Source organism: Nocardia sp. NPDC058519 (assembly GCF_042719755.1).
Lineage (GTDB): Bacteria > Actinomycetota > Actinomycetes > Mycobacteriales > Mycobacteriaceae > Nocardia.
The window spans coordinates 104,645-125,452 of sequence record NZ_JBHXNK010000025.1 but is presented as its reverse complement, the minus strand read 5'-3'; the positions used below and the strand labels follow the sequence as shown (position 1 = coordinate 125,452).

8 protein-coding genes are annotated in these 20,808 nt (G+C 69.8%); all 8 read right to left on the bottom strand.

The window, feature by feature from the left end:
• Positions 1 to 134 precede the first annotated feature (134 nt).
• The 8 genes from ACFWPK_RS25460 to ACFWPK_RS25425 all read right to left on the bottom strand — a co-directional run bounded on the left by ACFWPK_RS25460 (position 135) and on the right by ACFWPK_RS25425 (position 20,802).
• Positions 135 to 1,025 (bottom strand): ABC transporter permease, encoded by an 891-nt coding sequence (locus ACFWPK_RS25460; protein ID WP_378919787.1) that lies wholly within the window; start codon positions 1,023 to 1,025, stop codon positions 135 to 137.
• 76 nt (positions 1,026 to 1,101) lie between these two features.
• Positions 1,102 to 2,091, bottom strand: a complete 990-nt coding sequence (locus tag ACFWPK_RS25455) for an ATP-binding cassette domain-containing protein (RefSeq protein ID WP_378919785.1) — start codon at positions 2,089 to 2,091, stop codon at positions 1,102 to 1,104.
• Positions 2,088 to 15,755, bottom strand: coding sequence for an amino acid adenylation domain-containing protein (locus ACFWPK_RS25450; RefSeq protein ID WP_378919783.1), 13,668 nt, complete (start codon positions 15,753 to 15,755; stop codon positions 2,088 to 2,090). The genes ACFWPK_RS25455 and ACFWPK_RS25450 overlap by 4 nt, the downstream gene beginning before the upstream one ends.
• A 203-nt stretch (positions 15,756 to 15,958) precedes the next feature.
• Positions 15,959 to 17,527, bottom strand: a complete 1,569-nt coding sequence (lnt, locus tag ACFWPK_RS25445) for an apolipoprotein N-acyltransferase (RefSeq protein WP_378919795.1) — start codon at positions 17,525 to 17,527, stop codon at positions 15,959 to 15,961.
• Positions 17,528 to 17,651: 124 nt separating this feature from the next.
• On the bottom strand, positions 17,652 to 19,244 hold the full coding sequence (locus ACFWPK_RS25440; RefSeq protein ID WP_378919781.1) for an amidohydrolase: 1,593 nt from the start codon (positions 19,242 to 19,244) through the stop codon (positions 17,652 to 17,654).
• A gap of 71 nt (positions 19,245 to 19,315) precedes the next feature.
• On the bottom strand, positions 19,316 to 19,519 hold the full coding sequence (locus ACFWPK_RS25435) for a hypothetical protein (RefSeq protein WP_378919779.1): 204 nt from the start codon (positions 19,517 to 19,519) through the stop codon (positions 19,316 to 19,318).
• A 59-nt stretch (positions 19,520 to 19,578) separates the two neighbouring features.
• Entirely contained in the window at positions 19,579 to 20,070 is a 492-nt protein-coding gene (locus tag ACFWPK_RS25430; RefSeq protein ID WP_378919777.1) for an FxsA family protein, read from the bottom strand.
• A gap of 72 nt (positions 20,071 to 20,142) precedes the next feature.
• A complete protein-coding gene (locus tag ACFWPK_RS25425; RefSeq protein ID WP_378919775.1) occupies positions 20,143 to 20,802 on the bottom strand; it encodes a response regulator in 660 nt (219 codons plus the stop codon).
• Between the last annotated feature and the right edge of the window lie 6 nt (positions 20,803 to 20,808).

Genomic DNA, 20,808 nt, shown 5'->3' with positions numbered 1-20,808 from the left:
GCGCTGGTGCCCCGCCCAATGCCGCCCCCCCACCACATCACCACCCTGGTTGGCGTTTTTTTTTACCTGTTGTCACCCCGAACGCCCCCCCCCCCCTCGGGGTAGGGCGCCCTACGGCGTTTCCGTGGCTCACCTCAGTGACTGGCGACCTTGCGGTACTGCAGTAGTGCCGCGGGCATCGCGATGGCGAGGATGACCAGCGAACAGATGATCGCGTAGAGGATGCAGTTCTCCGCGGCCCAGCCCGTCGCCGGGACGAAGCTGGGGGGTGAGTCGTTCTCGAAGAGCTTGCGGCCCGCTGCCGAGACCGCGGTGATCGGGTTCCATTCGGCGATGGCGCGCAGCGGGCCCGGCAGAGTTTCGGCGGAGATGAACGCCGAGGAGATGAACGTCAGCGGGAACAGCCAGATCAGGCCGGCGCTCTGCGCCACTTCCACCGTCGGGGAGACCAGACCGGTCAGCGCGCCGACCCACGACATCGCGAACGCGAACAGCAAGATGATGGCGAAGGCGATCACCGCATCGCCGACGCTGCCGTGGATGCGCCATCCGACGACGTACCCGCAGATCGACATCACGCCCAGGCTCACGATATTGACGACCAGGTCCGACAGGGTGCGCCCCATCAGGACGGCCAGCCGCGACATCGGCAGCGTCCGCATCCGGTCGATGATGCCCTTCTGCAGGTCACCGGCCAGCCCGACGGTGGTGAACGCGGCATTGAACGCCACGGTCTGGGTGAAGATGCCCGCCAGCAGGAATTCCCGGTACTGATCACCGCCGAGCGAGGCACCGAAGATGTAGGCGAACAGGAACACGAACATCAGCGGCTGGATGGTGGCGGTGACCAGCAGCGTCGGCACCCGCAGGATGGTGAGCAGGTTGCGGTAGGCGACGATCGCGCTGTCGCGCACGAACCGGGCCCGTGGTTCGGTCTGCTCGGAGCCGGATGAGCGCGGGGTGGTCGGCTGGATCGGCAGATCGCGGGTTTCGTACTCGTCCACCGTGACGTCGGGGGCACTCATGCCTGTACCTCGCTGACGCTCGGCTCCGGCATGACTGCCATGGCAGCAGTGTCTATCAACCGCTCGCTGCGCTCGCTCACGACAGGACCTCCTCTTGCACGTCGTCGGTTTCGGGTTCGGGGATCGGCTCGGCCGGGGTGCCGGTGAGGGAAAGGAAGACATCGTCGAGAGTCGGGCGCACGACGTTCGCGTCGAGGACGCAGACCCCGGCGTCGTCGAGGCGGCGCAGCGCTTCGACCATCGTGCGTGACCCGTTGCCGACCACCACCGACACCTCGTCGCTGCCGGGTTCGTGGATGGGTTCGCCGACGCCGACCTGCTGCAGGACGGTGACCGCGGGCCACGGGCTCTGCCCGGCGGCGAGGGTGACGGTGAGCCGGTCGCCGCCGATGGAGGTCTTGAGTTCGTCGGCGGAACCGCGGGCGATGACCGTGCCCTTGTCGATGACGGTGATCCGGTCGGCGAGCAGGTCGGCCTCTTCGAGGTACTGGGTGGTGAGCAGGACGGTGGTGCCGTCGTCGACGAGATCACCGATCACCTGCCACATGTCGAGGCGACCGCGCGGGTCGAGGCCCGTGGTCGGTTCGTCGAGGACCACCACCGGTGGCCGCGCCACCAGCGCACCGGCCAGGTCGAGGCGACGGGCCATGCCACCGGAGTAGGTGCCTGCCCGCCTGCCCGCGGCGTGGTCGAGTCCGAACGCGGTGAGCAGTTCCTCCACGCGGGCGACGGACTGCTTGCGTCCCATGCCGTACAGACGCGCCACCATGCGCAGGTTCTCGTACCCGGTCAGGTTCGCGTCGACCGCAGCGTACTGGCCGGACAACCCGATCCTGGTGCGCGCGGTGGCCGGGTCGGCCAGCACATCGATGCCGGCGACCCGCACCGAACCGGCGTCGGGTCGCAACAGCGTGGTGACGATCCGCACGGTGGTGGTCTTACCCGCGCCGTTAGGTCCTAGCAGACCCAGCACGGTGCCCGCCGGGATCTCCAGGTCGATCTCTTTGAGTACGCGCACCTTGCCGTAACTCTTGGCAAGGCCGCGCACTTCTACCGCGAAACTCACTGACGCATCTCCTTCTGGCCGCTGCCGCACACGGTGATCTCCGGGATGGCATCGAGGTGGCGATGCAGCACAGGGCCGATCGCCGCCAGCGATTCCGGTGTGGTCATCGCCGCGTGCCTGCAGGGCAGGTCGTGGTTGTGGATGTTGCCGGTGACGAAGGGCTGCCACGCTTGCGCGCGCCGACTCGGATCGGCGGCGTTGATCTCGTCCGCCGCGGCGGTGAAGAACACGAGGTCGCCGTCGAAGGTGCGCGGCCGGAACCGGTTGGCCATGACGGTGCCGTCGGCGTACCCGGTGTAGAGGCGTTGCAGGTGCTCCACCGAGAGCGCGGCGAACGGGCCCGCCTGTGCCCGCAGCAGATCCGCCGCTTCGTGCAGGTCGAGGTCGGCGGGCAACGGCGCGCCGTCGACCAGATCGGCGCCGAACTCGCCGAGGATATCGGCGACGCTGGGCATCGAGGTGTCGAGCCAGCGGTCGCCGAGCTGGTAGCTGTCCATCATCGCAAGCAGCGCGACGTCTTCGCCCGCGTCCTGCAGCTGCACGGCGATCTCCTGCGCGATCAGGCCGCCGAGCGACCAGCCGAGCAGGTGGTAGGGACCGTGTGGCTGGATCGACTTGATATGGGCGACATAGTGTCCGGCGGCTTCGGGGATCGAGGTGAAGCTGTCGTCGCCGGACACGTGCGGGGCCTGCAGGCCGTACACCGGGCGCTGCGGGGCCAGATGTGCGAGCAGTCCCGCGTAGCACCAGGCCAGACCGATCGCCGGGTGCACGCAGAACAGCGGGGTGTCGTGCGGGTTGGTGGACGGGCGGATGGGCAGCACCGGGCTGGTGGCCGCCTCGATCACCGCGTCCGGGTCGACGTCGTCGAGCTTGGCCGCGATGGCCGAGGGTGTGGCGTCGCCGAACATCATCTGGACGGGCATCTCGTAGCCCTGCTCACGCAGTGCCGCAACGACTTTGGTGGCCAGCAAGGAGTTGCCGCCGAGTTCGAAGAACCCGTCGTCCACGCCGACCCGCTCGACCCCGAGCACCTCGGTGAACACCGCGCACAGCGCCATCTCGGCGGCGGTCATCGGCGCGCGGTAACCACCGGACGCGGTGAACACCGGCTCGGGCAGCCGGGCACGATCGAGCTTACCGACCGGACTGAGCGGCACCTCGTCGAGCAGCATGATCGCCTGCGGGACCATGTAGTTCGGCACGTGCGCGGCGACGTGCTCGAGCAGTTCGGGCACGCTCGGCGCGGTCCCGTTGCGCGCCTTCACATACGAGACCAGGGCGGTCACACCGGCCTGCGTGGTGTGCCCGATGGTGAGCGCGAGCTCGACATGGGCGTGCCGGGCGAACGCGACGTCGATCTCGCCGAGTTCGATCCGGAAACCGCGGACCTTCACCTGATGATCGGTGCGGCCGACGTACTCCACGTCCAGCGCCGACTTCGCGCTGTTCCGCCAGCGCACCAGATCGCCTGTGCGGTACATCCGAGTCCCCGGTTCGCCATAGGGATCGGCGACGAACCGCTGGGCGGTGAGACCCGGCCGGTTGAGGTAGCCACGGGCCAGGGCCGAGCCGGCCAGCTGCAGTTCACCGGTGACACCGATGGGCGTCGGATGCAGTCGCCGGTCCAGCACGGTCGCCGCGACACCGCGGATCGGCCCACCGATGGTGATCGGGCCCTGCGGGCTCATCGGCTGCGGCATCAACGTGACGATGGTCGTCTCGGTGGGACCGTACACGTTGTAGAAGTTGCGCCCCGGCGCCCAGCGGGCGAGCAGGTCCGGCGGTAGCGCTTCACCACCGGTGAGCACGTGGGCGAGGGAGTGCACGCCCGTCGGATCGACGGTGCCGAGCGCGGCGGTGGTGATGAACGCGTGGGTGATCCGTTCCCGGATGAACACCTGCCGCAGGTCCTCGCCGCCGACCACCCCGGCCGGGGAGATCACCAGCGTCGCCGCACCACCGAGCGCGAACAGGATGTCGAGCATGGCGGCGTCGAAGCTCGGGGTGGCGAAGTGCAGCACCCGGCTGCCGGGACGCACATCGAAGCGGTCGGCGGTCTCGGCGGCGAAGTTCGACAGACCACCGTGGGTGACGACCACGCCCTTCGGTGTCCCGGTGGAGCCCGAGGTGTAGATCACGTACGCCGGATTGTGCAGGCGCAGTGGGCGAATCCGATCGGCGTCGGTGATCGGCGAGTCGTCGGCGCCCAGCACGGTGGCCCGGGTCTGCGGGTCGTCGAGGACCAGCCAGCGGGTGTCGGTAGGCAGCCGATCGCGGTGCTCGAGCAAGGTCAGACCCACCGCCGCGGCGGAGTCGCTGAGCATGTGACTGATCCGCTGTGGCGGGTAGTTCGGGTCGACGGGCACGAACGCGGCGCCCGCCTTGGCGACGGCCAGCATGGTCGCCACCGATTCCACCGAGCGCGGAATACCCAGTGCCACCAGCGTTTCCGGACCCACGCCGTGACCGATGAGGACGCGGGCGAGCCGGTTGGTCCACCGGTCGAGCGCGTCGTAGGTGACCACCGTGTCGCCGGCACACAGCGCGACACCGTCGCGGGAACGCGCGACGGCGGCACCGAAGACCGCGGGCAGCGTCACCGGCTGCTCGGCGCGGGTGCCGTGCACCGGCGCCAGCGCGGTCCACTCGACCGCGTCGAGCAATGCCAGGTCGCCCACCGCGGTGTTCGGGTCGGCGGCCACGGCGGTGAGCAGCCGGACCAGCCGGTCGCCGAGCCTGCGCGCGGTGACCTCGTCGAACAGGTCGGCCGCGAAGTTCACCGACAGACTGATGCCGTCGCCCACCCGGTGGGCGGTCTGGGTTTCGGTGAAGGTGAACTGCAGGTCGAACTTGGCGATCCCGGCGTCGGCGTCGACCGCTTCGATCCGCAGGCCGGGCAGTTCCAGCATGCGCACGGGGGTGTTGCGCACCGACAGCATCACCTGGAACAGCGGGTGATGTGCCTGTGAGCGAGCCGGATTGACCACTTCGACGAGCCGTTCGAAGGGCAGGTCGGCGTTGGCGAAGGCGTCGAGGTCACCGTCGCGGACGGTGCGGAGCAGGTCGACGAACGCGCGCTCGTCGGCCACCTCGGTGCGCAGCACCAGGGTGTTGACGAACATGCCGATCATCGCGTCGAGCGCCGGATGCCCACGGCCCGCGCTGGCGGTGCCGACGGCGATGTCGGTGGTGCCGGTGACCCGGTGCAGCAGGACCGCCAGCGCCGCGTGCAGCACCATGAACATGCTGACGTTGTTCGCGGTGGCGATGCCGCGCAGCGCCCGGTGGGTCGCCGCGTCGACCGCGCAGTCGACGGTGCCACCCCGATAGGAAGGCACCGGCGGCCGCGACCGATCGGCGGGCACGGTGATCAGTTCGGGCAGGCCGTCGAGCATGCCACGCCAGTGGTCGAGCTGCTTGCTGATCAGCGAGTCCGGATCGTCCTCGGTGCCGAGGAGTTCCTGCTGCCACAGGGTGTAGTCGGAGTACTGGATCTCCGGGATCTGTTCGCCGAACGGTTCACCGGTCTGGATACCGCGGTAGGCGGCGGCCACTTCGGCGGCGAGCGGTTCCAGCGACCAGCCGTCCATCGCGATGTGGTGCACGACCAGGACCAGCACATGCTCGGTCGAACGCGCGACGGCGAACTTGGCCTTGGCCGGTGCCGCCTGTCCGGTGTGGTCGACGCTGATCAGCGCCGCCCGCATCGGCACCGAGGCCGATAGGTCGAATCCCGGGCTGACGAAACGGGTCACCGCGGCATCGACCTCGCTCGCGGTGGCCGTCGCGTGGAACAGCGTGACGGCGGCGATCGCCGGGTCGAGCACCAACTGCTCTGGCTCCCCCGAGGTCTCCGGGAACACCGTGCGCAGCGTCTCGTGCCGACGTTGCACCGTGTGCAAAGCGGCGATGAGCGCATCGAGGTCGATCGTGCCGTACAGACGCAGGACGACGGGGATGTTGTAGGCGCCCGACGAGTGACCCTCGCCATCAGAGCCCGCGTTGAAGCGGTTGAGGAACCACAGCCTGCGCTGCGCCGCGGACAGCGGGATCCGCTCCGGCCGCCGCTGGGGCACCAGGTCCGGCCGGTGTTCGTCGCCGGACGGTCCGGATTCGATGAGCGCGGCGAGTTCGGCGACAGTCGGCGCCGCGAACACGGCGCGCACTTCCAGGCGCACATTGCTGACCGCGGCCAGGCGGGCCACCAGCTGGGTGGCCAGCAGCGAGTTGCCGCCGATGTCGAAGAAGCTGTCGGTGGCGCGGACCTCGCTCGCCCCGACCAGATCCTCGAACACCCGCGCGACCGTCCGCTCGGCGGCGGTCTGCGGTGCCCGGCCCGCGGCCGCGGTGAATTCCGGTTCCGGCAGCGCGGTGCGGTCCAGCTTGCCGACCGGCGTGAGCGGCACCCGGTCGATCAGGTTCAGCGACGCGGGCACCATGTGCCCGGCCAGCCGGACCATCGCGTGCCGCTTCACCCCGGCCAGTTCGGCCGGGTCGATGCCGTCGTTGAGCTGGATCCACGCGACGATCCGATCATCGCCCGCGATCCGCCGAACCTCGGTGTGCGCGAAGCGGACCTCGGGATGGCTGCCGAGCACGGCGCTGATCTCGCCGAGTTCGATCCGGAAACCGCGCACCTTGACCTGATGGTCGCTGCGACCGAGGTAGTCGATCTCACCGCCCGCGGTCCAGCGCACCACGTCGCCGGTGCGATACATCCGGCTGCCCGCCGGGCCGAACGGGTCGGCGATGAATCGTCCCGCGGTCAGGCCGTAGCGCTGGTGATAGCCCTGGGCGATGCCCGCGCCACCGATGTAGAGCTCACCCGGTACCCCGGTGACGACCGGCCGCAGCCGTTCGTCGAGAACGAGGGCCCGCGAACCGCGCACGGGCGTTCCGATGGCTACCGGGACACCGACCCGCAGCTCCGACATCGCGGCGATGACGGTGAACTCGGTGGGCCCGTAGGCGTTGACGAACCGCCTGCCCGGTGCCCAGTTCGCCACCAGGTCCGGAGGTACCGCCTCGCCACCGGCCATCAGGCCGCGCAGCATCGGCAGCGGCCAGCGGGTGGCATCGATCGAGGCCAGCACCGCGGGCGTCAGGAAAGTGTGGGTGATCTGCTCGTGTTCCAGCAGGGCACCGAGTTCGTCACCGCCGTAGATGTCGATCGGGCCGATCACCATTTCGGCGCCCGAGTAGACGGCGAGGAGCATGTCGAGAACCGAGACGTCGAAACTGGGCGTGGAGAAGAAGAACGTTCTGGAGAACCGGTCCAGGCCCATGCGTTCGCGCAGGTCGAGCGCGAGGCTGGTGAGACCGCCGTGGGTGACGGACACGCCCTTGGGCAGGCCGGTGGAACCGGAGGTGTAGATCTGATAGGCCAGGTCGGCGGTGCGCACCGGACGGATCCGCTCGGCGTCGCTGACCCGGACGTCGTCGTAGCCGGCCATCTCGGCATTCAGCTCGTCGCCGTCTATCAGCAACCACTGGGTGTCGATCGGTCCCGCGGCCTCGCGCAGTGCGTCCGCGTCGGCGCGAGCGGTGATGACAGCGCTCGCACCGGAGTCGGTGAGCATGTGCCGCACCCGGTCGGCGGGGTAGCGCGGGTCGACGGGGACGAACGCCGCACCGCTGGCCGCGACGCCGAAGATGGCCAGGGCGCACTCCAGTGAACGGGTCAGACCGACCGCCACGCGGTCGCCGGTGCCGATGCCACGGGCGATCAGCGCGCGGCCGAGACGGTGTGCCCGGCTCGCGACTTCGGCGTAGTCGAGTTCGCCCACTTCCCCGGCGACGCTGCCGTCGGCGAACCAGCGCAGCGCGGGCCGGTGCGGATACTTCGCCGCGGCACGCTCGAGGATGTCGGGCAGGACGACCCCCGTGACCGCGGCCGGTCCCTGCGCGGGGACGTGGTCACGGTGCTCGAGCACGGTGAGTGGGTCCAGATCGCACACCAGTCGCCGTGGGTCGGCGCTCACCTGGGTGAGGATCTGCACGAACCGGTCGGCGAGGGTTTCGATGGTGGCGGCGTCGAACAGTTCGGTGGCGTAGACGAACTCGAACCGCAGCCCGTCCTCGTCGGCGGGGGCGACCCGCAGTTCCAGGTCGAACTTGGCCAGGGCGATGTCGAGCTCTTGCGCGGCCAGCCGCAGTCCGGGCAGTTCCAGCGACGGTGTGCGGTTGTCCTGCATGCTCAGCGCGACCTGGAACAGCGGGTGCCGGTTGCTCGCCCTGCTCTCCCGGCCGAGCGCGTCGACGACGCGTTCGAACGGCACATCGGCGTGCGCGAGGGCGGCCAGCTCGGCGTCGCGATCGGCGTGCAGCAGTTCGGTGAAGCTGCGGCCGGGGTCGACATCGGAGCGCAGGACCAGGGTGTTGACGAACATGCCGACGAGGTCGTCGAGCTGGATGTCGGTGCGCCCGGCGACCGGGGTACCGATGGGGATGTCGCGTCCGCCGGTGACGCTGCGCAGCAGCACCGACAGCGCCGAGCGCACCACCATGAACAGGCTGACACCGGTGTCCCTCGCCAGCTCGTCCAGTTCCTGTTGCAGCGGTGCCGAGACCTCGCAGGTCACGGTGGCCGCCGTCCCCGTCGGTTCGACGGGGCGGGGGCGGTCGAACGGCAGCGGCAGCTCGTCGGGCAGTTCGGACAGGGTCTCGCGCCAGAACGCGAGCTGGGTGGCGGTGATGCTGTCCGGGTCGTCCTCGGTGCCGAGCACCGACCGCTGCCACAGGCTGAAGTCGGCGTACTGCACGGGCAGCGGCGCGCGCTCGGACACGGTGTCGCCGGTCCGGGCCACGTAGGCCAGGGCGAGGTCACGCGTCAGCGGGCCGAGCGACCAGCCGTCGGCGGCGATGTGGTGCACGACGACGCCGAGCAGGTGCTCGTCGGATGCGGTGCGCTGCAACGACACTCGCAGCGGGGTCTGCCGGGTGAGGTCGAAGCCCCTGCGGGCGAGCGCGGTCAGCGCCGCGTGCGCCTGATCCGGTGCGGTGTCGACGACCTCGATCTCCGGCATGGCCTGCGCGAGCGGCAGGATCACCTGCTGAGCGCCGGAGAGATCTTCGGGGAACACCGTGCGCAGTACTTCGTGTCGCTCCACGAGGTCGGTGAGGGCGCCCCGCAGCGCGTCGACGTCCAGATCTCCGCCGATTCGCAAGACGAATGCGATGTTGTAGGCGCTCGATTCGGGGGACAATCGGTTCAGGAACCACAGCCGTTGCTGCGGCAACGACAGTGGTATGCGTCCCGGGCGCGGGGTGTGTACCGCCAGCGCCACCCGCTGCGTCCGGGGCGCTTCCGTGATCAGCCGGGCGATGCCCGCCACGGTCGGCGCCTCGAAGATCTGCCGGACGGGCAGATCCACCTCGAAGTCGGCGTGCAGCGCGGCCGCGAGCCGGGTGGCCAGCAGCGAGTTGCCACCGATGTCGAAGAAGCTGTCCTCGGCACCGGGAATCGCGCGGCCCAGAACCTCGGTGAACACCGCCGCTACCCGCATCTCGAGGTGGGTGCGCGGCGCGCGCGACCCACCGCTGACCACGAACTCCGGTGCGGGCAGCGCCTTTCGGTCCAGTTTGCCCGCCGGGGTGACCGGCATCGCGTCGAGCACCGCCAGCGCGGCGGGCACCATGTAGCCGGGCAGCCTGCCACGAGCGGTGTCGAGCAGGGCGGCCGGGTCGATCGGGCCGTCGGCGGTGACATAGGAGGCGAGCCGCTGCTGCCCCTGCTCGTCGATGTGGACGACGGTCAGCGCGGACCGCACGCCGGGATGTTCGCGCAGCACATGGTCGATTTCGCGCAGTTCGACGCGGAAACCACGGATCTTGATCTGGTCGTCGGCGCGGCCGAGGAAACGCAGGCGGCCGGTCATGTCGGCCACCACGAGATCGCCTGTGCGATACATCCTTTCGCCGACCCGCCCGAGCGGGTTGGCGACGAATCGCTGCGCGGTGAGTGCGAGCTTGCCGAGGTACCCACGCGCCAGGCCGGGCCCCGAGACGTACAGCTCGCCCGGTGTCCCCGGCGGCACCGGGTTCATCCGGCCGTCGAGCACGAACAACCGCATGCCTCGCACGGGCGTGCCCAGCGGCACCGGCTCCCCCGGCACCATGGCCGCGCTCGCGGTGACCGCGACGGTGGCCTCGGACGGGCCGTACATGTTGTGCATCCGGTATTTCGTGGCCCAGGCGTCGACGAGCTCATCCGAGCAGGCCTCGCCGCCGACGATGACCGTGCCGAGGGCCGGGAAGTTGCCCGCGGGCACGGTGGCCAGCGCGGCGGGGGTGATGAACGCGTGGGTGATGCGTTCCGAGCGCAGGAAAGCGGCCAGTTCCGCGCCGCCGTAGAGGTCTGCCGGGGCAACCACGATCGTCGCGCCCGCGGCGAACCCGAGCAGCAGTTCGAGCACCGAGGCATCGAAGCTCGGCGAGGAGAAGTGCATGGTGCGCGCGTGGTCGGTCACCTTGAACAGCTGGGTCTGTTCGCTGGCGAGCGAGGCGATACCTGCGTGGGTGACCACGACGGCCTTGGGTGTGCCGGTCGAGCCCGAGGTGTAGATGAGATACGCGGGCTGACCCGCCCGCATCGGGTGCCTGCGGTCGGCATCGGAGAGCGGGGTGGCCGAGCGGACCGCGCAGTCGGCCTCGAAATCGGCCGTCCCGAACACCATCCATTCCGGTGCCCGCCGATGCTTTCCGGTGGCGGTGGGCAGCCCGGCGAGGTGTTCGGGCAGGGTGAGCCCGAGTGTGGCGCCGGAGTCACCGATCATGTGCGCGATGCGCTCGGCCGGGTAGGCGGGGTCGACGGGCACGTACGCGGCGCCGGTCTTGGCGACCGCCCAGATGGCGATGATCGACTCGAGGCTGCGCGGCAGCGCGACGGCGACCACCGATTCGGGCGCGGCACCGTGCGCGATCAGGCTGCGCGCCAACCGGTTCGAGCGTTCGTCGAGTTCCCGGTAGGTGGTGTCGAAGCCGAGGTAGCGCACCGCCACCGAGTCTGGCAGGTGTTGCGCGGTGTCGCTGAGCAGCCGGGCCAGTGTGCCCGCCGGTTCGGCCGGTGCACCCGCCACCGGAACCAGTCGGGCGATCTCACGGCGCTCCAGCACGTCGAGGTCGCCGATGGCCGTGGTGGGGGTGGCGACAGCGGCGGCCAGCAGCCTGGTGAACCGCCGCGCGATGGCCTCCACCGTGGCGCGATCGAAAACGTCGGTGGCGAAACCGAATTCGGCGTACAGCGGCCCGTTGTCGTGGTTGTCGCGGACCTCGAGCTGCAGGTCGAACTTGGCGACGCCGATCTCGATCGGCACCAGTTCCGCCGTGACACCGGGCAATTCGACGCGCAGCTCCGGCGTGCGGTCGTAGGACAGCATCACCTGGAACAGCGGGTGCCTGGTGGTCGAGCGATCGGGGTTGACCAGTTCCACGAGCCGCTCGAACGGCACGTCGGGGTTGGCGAAGGCATCGAGGTCGGTCTCGCGGACCAGGTCGAGCATGCGGTCGAACCCGCCAGCGAGGTTCACGTCGGTACGCAACACCAGGGTGTTGACGAACATGCCGACCAGCTCGTCCAGCGCCGGATCGGACCGGCCCGCGATGGGCGTACCGATGGTGACGTCGGTGCTCGAGCACAGCCGGGCCAGCAGGGTGGCCAGCGCCGCGTGCAGCACCATGAACATGCTCACCCCGCGACCGGTCGCGAGTTCGGCTGCCGCACGCCGGATTTCGGCGTCGATGACGAATTCGACGGTGTCCCCACCGGTGCCACGCTGCGCAGGCCGCGGTCGATCGAGGGGCAGGTCGAGCTGATCGGGCAGCCCGGCCAGTGCGCGGTGCCAGTGCCCGAGCTGCCGGGCGATGGGCGCTTCGGGGTCGGTTTCCTCGCCGAGCAGTTCCCGCTGCCACAACGCGAAATCGGCGTACTGCACCGGCAGTGACGTCCACTGGGGTGCGGCACCGCCCGCGCGCGCCGACACCGCGACCATCAGATCCCTGGCCAGCGGCGCGACCGACCAGCCGTCACCGCTGATGTGGTGCAGCACCACGAGCAGCAGGTGATCCTCGGGGCCGACCCGGTACAGCGCGACCCGCAGCGGAGTCTCGCTCCGCAGATCGAAACCGCGCCCGGCCACCTGCGCGGCCAGCGCGGGGATCTCGGCGGCCGACACCTCGACCGGTGAGAGTTCGGGTTCCACCCCGGCCGCCGGATGGATCAGCTGGTACGGGCCGTCGGGGCCTTCGGGGAAACTGGTTCGCAGGCTCTCGTGGCGGTCGAGGATGTCGCGCAGACCCGCGCGCAACGCGTCGAGGTCGAGATGCCCGGTGAGCCGCAAGGCCAGGGGCATGTTGTAGGCGGCGGCGTGCTCGGCGAACCGGTTGAGGATCCACAGCCGCTGCTGAGCCAGCGACAGCGGCACCCGTTCGGGCCTGCGCGCGGGAACCAGTTTCGGCGTGGAGGTTTCGGGCCGATGGGTGCTGATGTAGCCGGCCAGCGCGGCGATGGTCGGCGACTCGAACATTTCCCGGATGGTGAGGTTCGCCTCCAGGGTGGTGTTGATCCGGGCGACCGCGCGTGCGGCGACCAGGGAGTTGCCGCCCAGGTCGAAGAAGCTGTCCTCGACACCGATCGCGGTGCCGTCCAAGGCGAGAACCTCGGTGAAGATCTCCGCGAGTGCGCATTCGAGTTCGGTCTGCGGCGCGGCGGCGCCGGTGGTGACCCGCAAACCCCCCTCCGGCGCGGGCAGCGCTTTGCGATCGACCTTGCCGTTGGCGCTCAACGGTAGTTCGTCGAGTACGACCAGCGCCGAGGGCACCATGTAGGACGGCAGGCCGCGGCGCAGTGCCGAGAGCAGCAGGGCCGGTTCGGGTGCGTTGGCGCCTACCGCGCCGACCACATACGCGACCAGTTCGTCGTCGCCGGTGCGCGCGGTGCGGGCAACGCAGACCGCGCGGGCGAGGCCCTGCTGGGCGAGCAGCGCGGATTCGATCTCGCCGAGCTCGATGCGCAGTCCGCGGATCTTGACCTGGAAGTCGGTGCGGCCCAAGTATTCCAGGACACCGCCGTCGATCTGCCAGCGGGCCAGGTCACCGGTACGGTACATCCGCTGCCCCGGCGTGAAGGGATTGGCGACGAACCGGTCGGCGCTCAGGTCGGGGCGACCCAGGTAGCCGCGAGCCAGCTGCGTGCCCGCCAGGTACAACTCGCCGACGACACCGGGGGGCACCGGTTGTAGATGCGGGTCGAGCACATAGGTCTGGGTGTTCCACACCGGTGAACCGATCGGCACCGTGGTGGCGTCGGCCGGGCACGGCCAGTAGGTGACGTCGACCGCGGCTTCGGTGGGCCCGTAGAGGTTGTGCAGCTCCGGTCCACCGTCGGAACCGTGCAGCGCGGCGTGGAAATCGGCGACGGTGGCACCGGGCAGCGCCTCACCACTGCAGAACACCCGGCGCAGCCCCGCCCCGCCGCGCACCCGCGGGTCGGTGACGAACAGCGACAGCATCGACGGCACGAAATGTGCTGTGGTGATGGCCCTTTCGGTGATGATCCGGGCGAGGTAGGCCGGGTCACGATGCCCTTCGGGCGCGGCGACGACCAGGCGCGCACCGACCTGCAGCGGCCAGAAGAACTCCCACACCGACACATCGAAGGTGGCCGGAGTCTTCTGCAGGACCGCGTCGGTGTGGTCGATGGGGTATTCGGCCTGCATCCAGCGCAACCGGTTCACGATCGCGGCATGCGTCACGCCGACGCCCTTGGGTTTACCGGTGGAGCCGGAGGTGAAGATGACGTAGGCGAGGTGATCGGGCCGCAACGGCGCGGTGCGGTCGGCATCGGTGATCGGCTCGACGTCGTTCCCGCTGACGTCGAGAGTGTCCAGATCGACCCGCACCGTGCCCGCGGGCAGCCGTACCCCGTCGCGGTCCGCGGTGAGCACACACACCGGATGTGCCTGTGCCACTACCGCTTCGATGCGATCGACCGGGTGGTCGGGATCCAGCGGCAGGTAGGCAGCGCCGGTCGCGAGCACGGCGTAGATGCCGACGACCAGATCGATGCTGCGATGCAGGCACACGCCGACGGTGGTCTCCGGGCCCGCGCCTCGGGCGATGAGTTCGCGCGCCAGCTGGTTCACCCGGTCGCCGAGTTCGGTGTATCCGAGTGTGCGGTCACCGAATTCGAGGCCGATGGCATGCGGGCTGCGGCGCACCTGGTCGGAGAACAGCGAGACCAGCGTCGCGGCCTGCATCGGCATCTCGGTGGCGTTCCACTCCCGCAGCACCCTGTCGTTCTCGGCGGTGGTGATCGCGGTGAGCGTGTAGGTGGGGGTGGTCGGCTCGGCGGCCAGGAAACGCGCGAGGAAGTCGAGGTAGCGGGAGTGGTGGGCGGCGTTCTCGGACTGGCCGTAGAGCTTCGGGTTGGCCTCGAAGTCGAGCTGGATGCGACCGCCGTCGCCGTTGTAGATGTTGATCGAGAGGTCTTCGACGGGGCCGGTGGCGAGAACGTTCACCTGACCGGCGATATCGTCGAACTTCAGCTCGTCGTGGAACAGCATGATGTTGACCATCGGCCCGAAGAAGCCGCGCGCGTCGCGGGAGTAGCCGCAGTCGCGACGGATGTCGTCGGAGCGGTAGCGCTGGTGCCGCAGGGCGCCGGTGATCTGCAGTTCGGTCTGGCGCACGACGTCGGCGACGGTGGTGTGCTCGTCGAACCGGACCCGCAGCGGCACCACGTTCGACACCACGCCCGCCGAACGGCGCAGCGCGACGGTGGTGCGGGCCGAAACCGGCAGGCTCAGTACGACATCGGGGTCACCGGTGACCGAGCGGACGTAGGCCGCCAGTGCGGCGACGATGAGCGCCGAGTTGGCCGAACCGTGCGTGGCGATCGCGTCGGTGAGCAGGGTGTCGAGGTCGGCGTCGAAAACCGCCGTGGCACGGTGGCGGCCCGCGTCGTGGGTATCACCCGCGGCGGCGACCGACGACAGTGTCATCGGTTCGCCCACGCCGGCGAGCTGTTCGGTCCAGTACTCGCGGTCTGCCCGGAACCGGCTGGACTCGCGATAGCGGGATTCGTCGGCGTAGAGCTCGACGAGCGCGGCGGCCCGGGAGACCGACGGTTCGCGCTGCTCGCCGATCGCCGTGTAGATCTCGGCGGTGCGCGAGAGCGCGTTCATCGCACCGTAACCGTCGATAACGATATGGTGTCCGCGCTCGTACCAGAACCATTCCCGGTCACCGACCCGCAACACCACATTGATGGTGAGGGGTTCGTGCTCCATGTCGCTCGGGGTGCTGGCGTGGGTGTTCATCCAGGCCAGCGCGGCGGCTCGTGGGTCGGATTCGCCGCGCAGGTCGATCCGGCCCCAGCCCGGCCGCCACGTCGGATCGACGCGCTGGTGGGGCACGCCGTCGATCTCGAGTAGGCGGACATGCCCCACCTGGGTTTCCGCACCGAAGCGTTCCACCGCGTACAACAACCTGCCGACGTCGAGGTCGCCGTGCAGTTCGACGTACTGAGCGATGGTGAGCGGAATGTCGGGCCGGATCCGTTGCGCGTACCACAGTGCTGTCTGACCGGGTGAGAGGGCGAACGGCTGGCCCGGGTCCTCGTCGGTGACGCTCGAGCTGACGTGGTCGGTAGCCAAAGAACTCATCAAACACTCCGTTTCTGCCTTGTGTCACAACTCCCCGAGCAGCGCCCGGGCACACGAGGGCCCTGGGCGTGGCTTTTCCACGCCCATGATTCGGAGTACTACGGCGGCCGGATGGCTACCAATGTGGATTTATTTCGAGCTCAACGGATTACACCCCTGCAGCAGCAACTTCGTGCCGCTTCCCCCGGGTTGAAACAAACCGCTTATTCAGAATTGTCCGAACTGCGCACAGCCTGAGTCGGATTCGCCCTGTAGCGTCGAAGAAACACCAGTCCGACGCCGATCGCGGTCAGGATAACGGACGCCAGTTCGGGCCATACACCGATTCGGGTAGCGATTGTCATCGTGTCGCGCAACGGTAGCTGGGCCACCAGCGCGGCAGGGACGACCTGCTCGGTATGCTGTCTGAGCACGCCGTCAGCGGTGATGATTCCGCTGACCCCTGTGGTTGCTGCGACGACGAGGGCACGCCCGTGCTCGACCGCGCGCACCCGCGACATGGCGAGTTGCTGATAGGTCATCTCGCTCTCACCGAACGTGGCGTTGTTGGTCGGTACCGTCAGCAATTGGGCGCCCGCGGCGAGAGATTCCCGGAATGCCCGATCGAAAGCGACCTCGTAACAGGTCGCCACGCCGATCGGCACGCCGGCGGCCGTGGCCGTTCCGTCACCGTCACCGGGCACGAAATAGCCCGCGCGGTCGGCATAGGAAGAGAACAAACGGAAGAAACCACGCATCGGCAGGTATTCGCCGAACGGCTGGATGATCTTCTTGTCGTGGCGCTCCCCCGGGCCCGCCGCGCCGTTCCACACGATCACCGAGTTGGTGGTCGTGCGGTCACCGTTCACCAGGACTGCGCCGACCAGGATCGGGGCGCCGATGCGCACCGAGGCTTCGGTGATCTCGGCGGCGGCGTCGGCATTGCGCAGTGGATCGATATCGGAGGAGTTCTCGGGCCAGATCACGATGTCGGGCCGCGCGGCCTGGCCGCGGGTAACGGCGTCGGCCAGCTCCTCGGTGCGCCGGACGTGGTTGTCCAGCACCGCGCGGCGCTGGGCGTTGAAGTCGAGCCCCAGCCGCGGCACGCTGCCCTGGATGGCGGCGACCGTGATCGTCCGGGTGCCCGCGTCCGGGGCGGGCAGCGTCGGCCGCAGGATCACTCCGGCCAGGGGCATGATAGCCACGGCTACCACGGCGGTGGCAAATCCGGTGCGCACGGCGCGGGTGTTCGGGCGCGGCGCGGGGGTGCGCGCCCAGGCGAGCAGGCGCAGTGCCAACGCGGCGAGACCGGTGCCGGTGAGCGCGACGGCGAAGCCGACCAGCGGCGCACCACCGTAGGCGGCCAGCGGCAGATACCAGCCGTCGGCTTGCCCGAACGCGACACGCCCCCAAGGGAATCCACCGAACGGGAAACTCGACCTGACCCATTCGCTCGTGGTCCACGCCAGCGCGAGCCACACGGGCCAGCCCGGCAGCGCGCTCAGCCACCGGGCGAGCACACCCCACAGTCCGAAGTACACCGCGCACACCGTCGAGAGCGCCAGCCACGGCACCGGGCCCACATAGATCCCCGTCCACGGCAGCAACGGCACGAAGAACGCCAGCCCGCCGAGCATCCCGTACCCGAACCCACTGCGCAGCTTGCCCGGCCCGCGCACCGCAACGGTGAGCAGTGCGATGGCGACCGGCGCGAGGAACCAGAACGGGCGGGGCGGGAAGCTGCCGAACAGCAACAACCCACCGGCCGTCGCCGCCAGCATCCGCAGCATCATCGTGTAGTTCTGCCCCTGGTCGGTTTCGGCGGCGTCGGACGTCGTAGCGTCGGGATGGGCCGTGGCGGGGTCGATCATGGTGTGCTGCTCCGTGATTCGTTGCCGGCGCGGTGCCGACGGCTGGTCAGGCAGGGTAGATCGTGGTGCCGTTGTGCACGGTGCGCAGGCAGGTCGGCAGGTCGGCACCCGGGTCGAGGCGTGGGAGGCCGGGGACACGGGACCGGGGGTCGGTGGACCACCGTTGCACGGTGTCGGTGGCCGCGGCGACGACGAGCTCGCCCGCGTCCCACACGGCGTAGGAAGCGGGGGCGCCGGGGACCAGCGTGCCCGCCATGCCGTCGCGCACGCCGCCGGCGCGCCAGGCGCCGCGGGTGGCGGCGGCGAAGGCGGCGCGCGGGGACAGTCCGTGGCCGGAGGTGCGGTGGTGGACGGCCGCGCGCACTTGTTCCCACGGGTTCATGGCCGTCACGGGCGCGTCGGAGCCGATGGCGAGGGAGATGCCCGCCGCGGCCATCGCCGAGAACGGGTTGAGGCCGGCGGCGCGCTCGGCGCCGAGGCGGGTCGCGTACATCCCGTCGGGTCCGCCCCAGGCGGCGTCGAAGCCGGGCTGCACGGACGCGATCACGCCGAGCGCGGCGAGTTGCGCGATCGCGGCGGCGTCGGTCATCTCCGCGTGCTCCACCCGGTGCCCGCGTGACGCGATCGCAGGCCCACCGAGTTCGGCTGCGACACGGGCGAATCCGGCGACGACGGTGTCCATGGCGGCGTCGCCGATCGCGTGGAAACCCGCCTGGATCCCGGCCTCGGTGCACGCGCGAAGGTGGGCGGTGACCGCGTCTTCGTCGAGGAAGCTCTTGCCGCAGCCCGCGGCGTCGGCGTAGGGCTCGCGCAGCAGGGCCGTGTGGGAGCCGAGCGAGCCGTCGACGAACAGGTCGCCACCGAGCGCGTGCACACCGAGCTCGTCGATCAGCGCGCGCGCTTCTTCGGCGGTGCGCACGGCCTGACCCCAGTAGGCGCGCACGGCCACGCCGTGTTCGAAAGCGAGCAGTTCGCCGATGTCGTCGCGGCCGGAGATATCGGGCCCCGCGCATTCGTGGACAGCGACGATGCCGTGTGCGGCCGCCGCGTCGAGGGTGGCCTTGCGGGCCGAATCACGCTGGGCGCGAGTGAGTTCGGCGAGTGCGACCGTCCGCACCCGGTGGTGGGCGTCGGCGCGAAGCAGTTCCCCACGCCGATATCCGTCGCCGAGGTCACCCGCGACGTCGAGCAGCGCCGAGGACGCCACGGCCGAATGCGCGTCGACGCGCGCCAGGTAGACGAGCCTGCCCGAACCGGCGGCCTCGTCGAGTTCGGCGACCGTCGGCGGACGCCGCTCCGGCCAGCCGGTGTCGTCCCAGCCCTCGCCGATGATCACCCCGTCCGGCTGGTTCGCGGCGTGCGCCCGGACCGTCTCGAGCAGGGCGGACAGGGATCCGGCGCCACTGACGTCGAGCCCGGTCAGCTGGAGTCCCAGCGCGGTGACGTGCACGTGCGGATCGACGAACGCGGGCGCCACGAACGCACCGTCGAGGTCGACGATCTCCGCATCGGGATGCATCGCGCGCCCGGGCGCCTCGGCGCCCAGCCACACCACGGTGCCGTCGGTGACGGCCATCGCGGTCGCGTCCGGGGAACTGGAACTGTAGAAACGACCGCCGATCAGCAACTGGGTACTCACGGTGCCCCAGTCTGCCGTATCGACGGATCGTCACCTCGGCAGGGACAGTCTCAGCTCGGCGGCGAGCCGGGTCAGGTCGGCAGCGACAGTGCGGCGCGCACTTCGGCCTCGCCGAACCCGGCGGGACAATGCCCGCCCGCCTCCACGGCGATCATTTCCAACCGCCATGCGGCGTTGGTGAAGTCCGACATCGACTGTCCGGCAGCGGCGCTCGCTCTGCGCACCGCGTCGGCCAGTTCCTCGCTCACCGTGACGGTGATCTGCTCGGTGGCCATGCCGGTACTGTAGACCCTTCGCCGCCCGACACGGGCAAGTCCGTTGAGACAGTGTCGAATCAGGCGGATCCGAGCGCGCGCGGGCCCGCGGTGTGACCGTCGTCGTACCACTGCCCGACCACGGTGCCGTCGACCACATCACCGTCGGCGTCGACGACCATTCCGCGATACGGCGAGGGCGCGAACGAGGGCAGCGGACCGAAGCGCCGGGTACCGAGCTTCTCCAGTGCCGGTCGCAGCAACGCCCTGGTCGGCGGGAACAGCGCGAGCAGGCCGACGAGTCCGGTGACCAGGCCGGGCACGAACAGCAGCACCGACCCGGTGGCGACGATCACCCCGTCGGCCACCGCGCTCTCGGCGGTCACCTCACCGCGGGAGGCCCGCCGGAATCGGTCGAACACCCGCCTGCCCTGCCGTCCGAGCAGCACCAATCCCACGCCCGACACCGCGACGAGCACGACCAGCGCCCAGCCGATGCCGATGAGCTGGGCGAGACCGACGAGGGCGGCGATCTCGACGACGAGGTAGAGGACGAACAGCAGGGCGGTCATGGCGATCCTTTCGGACGATCTATCCCCTCAACGCACGAGCGCCCGATTTTTCTCCCGAGCGGGACGACGAGGTCACCCACCGGGCCGCACGAGCCCGGTTTCGTAGGCCAGCACCACCGCTTGCACGCGGTCGCGCAAACCGAGTTTGGTGAGCACCCGGCCGACATGTGTTTTCACCGTCGCCTCCGACAGGAACAGCGCCGCGGCGATCTCGGCGTTGGAACGGCCGACCGCGATCTGTTCGAGCACTTCGCGTTCGCGTGCGGTGAGGACGTCGAGGATCTTCGGGTCGCGCAGGCTCGTCGGGTCCTCGGCGACGAGCCGGTCCAGCAGTCGCTTGGTGACCTTGGGTGACACCACCGCGTCACCGGCGGCGACGCTGCGGATGGCCGAGATGAGGTCCTCGGGCGGGGTGTCCTTGAGCAGGAATCCGCTCGCACCGGCGCGCAGGGCTCCGAGAGCGTGTTCGTCCAGGTCGAAGGTGGTCATCACGAGTACACGCACGCCCTCCCCCGCGGCGACGATCCGCGCGGTGGCGGTCACTCCGTCGACGACCGGCATCCGCACATCCATCAGCACCACATCGGGGCGCAGTTCGCTCGCCTGCCGCACGGCCTCGTCACCGTTGCCCGCTTCGCCGATCACCTCGATGTCGGGGTGTGCGCCGAGCACCATTTTCAGGCCCATCCGCATGAGTTCCTGATCGTCCACCACGAGCACGCTGATCGGCATTGCCCC

Excerpts from the sequence above, each read along its gene's own strand:
- ACFWPK_RS25435 (WP_378919779.1), bottom strand. The coding sequence starts at position 19,519 with ATGGCCACCGAGCAGATCACCGTCACGGTGAGCGAGGAACTGGCCGAC.
- ACFWPK_RS25425 (WP_378919775.1), bottom strand. The coding sequence starts at position 20,802 with ATGCCGATCAGCGTGCTCGTGGTGGACGATCAGGAACTCATGCGGATG.
- ACFWPK_RS25430 (WP_378919777.1), bottom strand. The coding sequence starts at position 20,070 with ATGACCGCCCTGCTGTTCGTCCTCTACCTCGTCGTCGAGATCGCCGCC.
- ACFWPK_RS25460 (WP_378919787.1), bottom strand. The coding sequence starts at position 1,025 with ATGAGTGCCCCCGACGTCACGGTGGACGAGTACGAAACCCGCGATCTG.
- lnt (WP_378919795.1), bottom strand. The coding sequence starts at position 17,527 with ATGATGCTGCGGATGCTGGCGGCGACGGCCGGTGGGTTGTTGCTGTTC.
- ACFWPK_RS25450 (WP_378919783.1), bottom strand. The coding sequence starts at position 15,755 with ATGAGTTCTTTGGCTACCGACCACGTCAGCTCGAGCGTCACCGACGAG.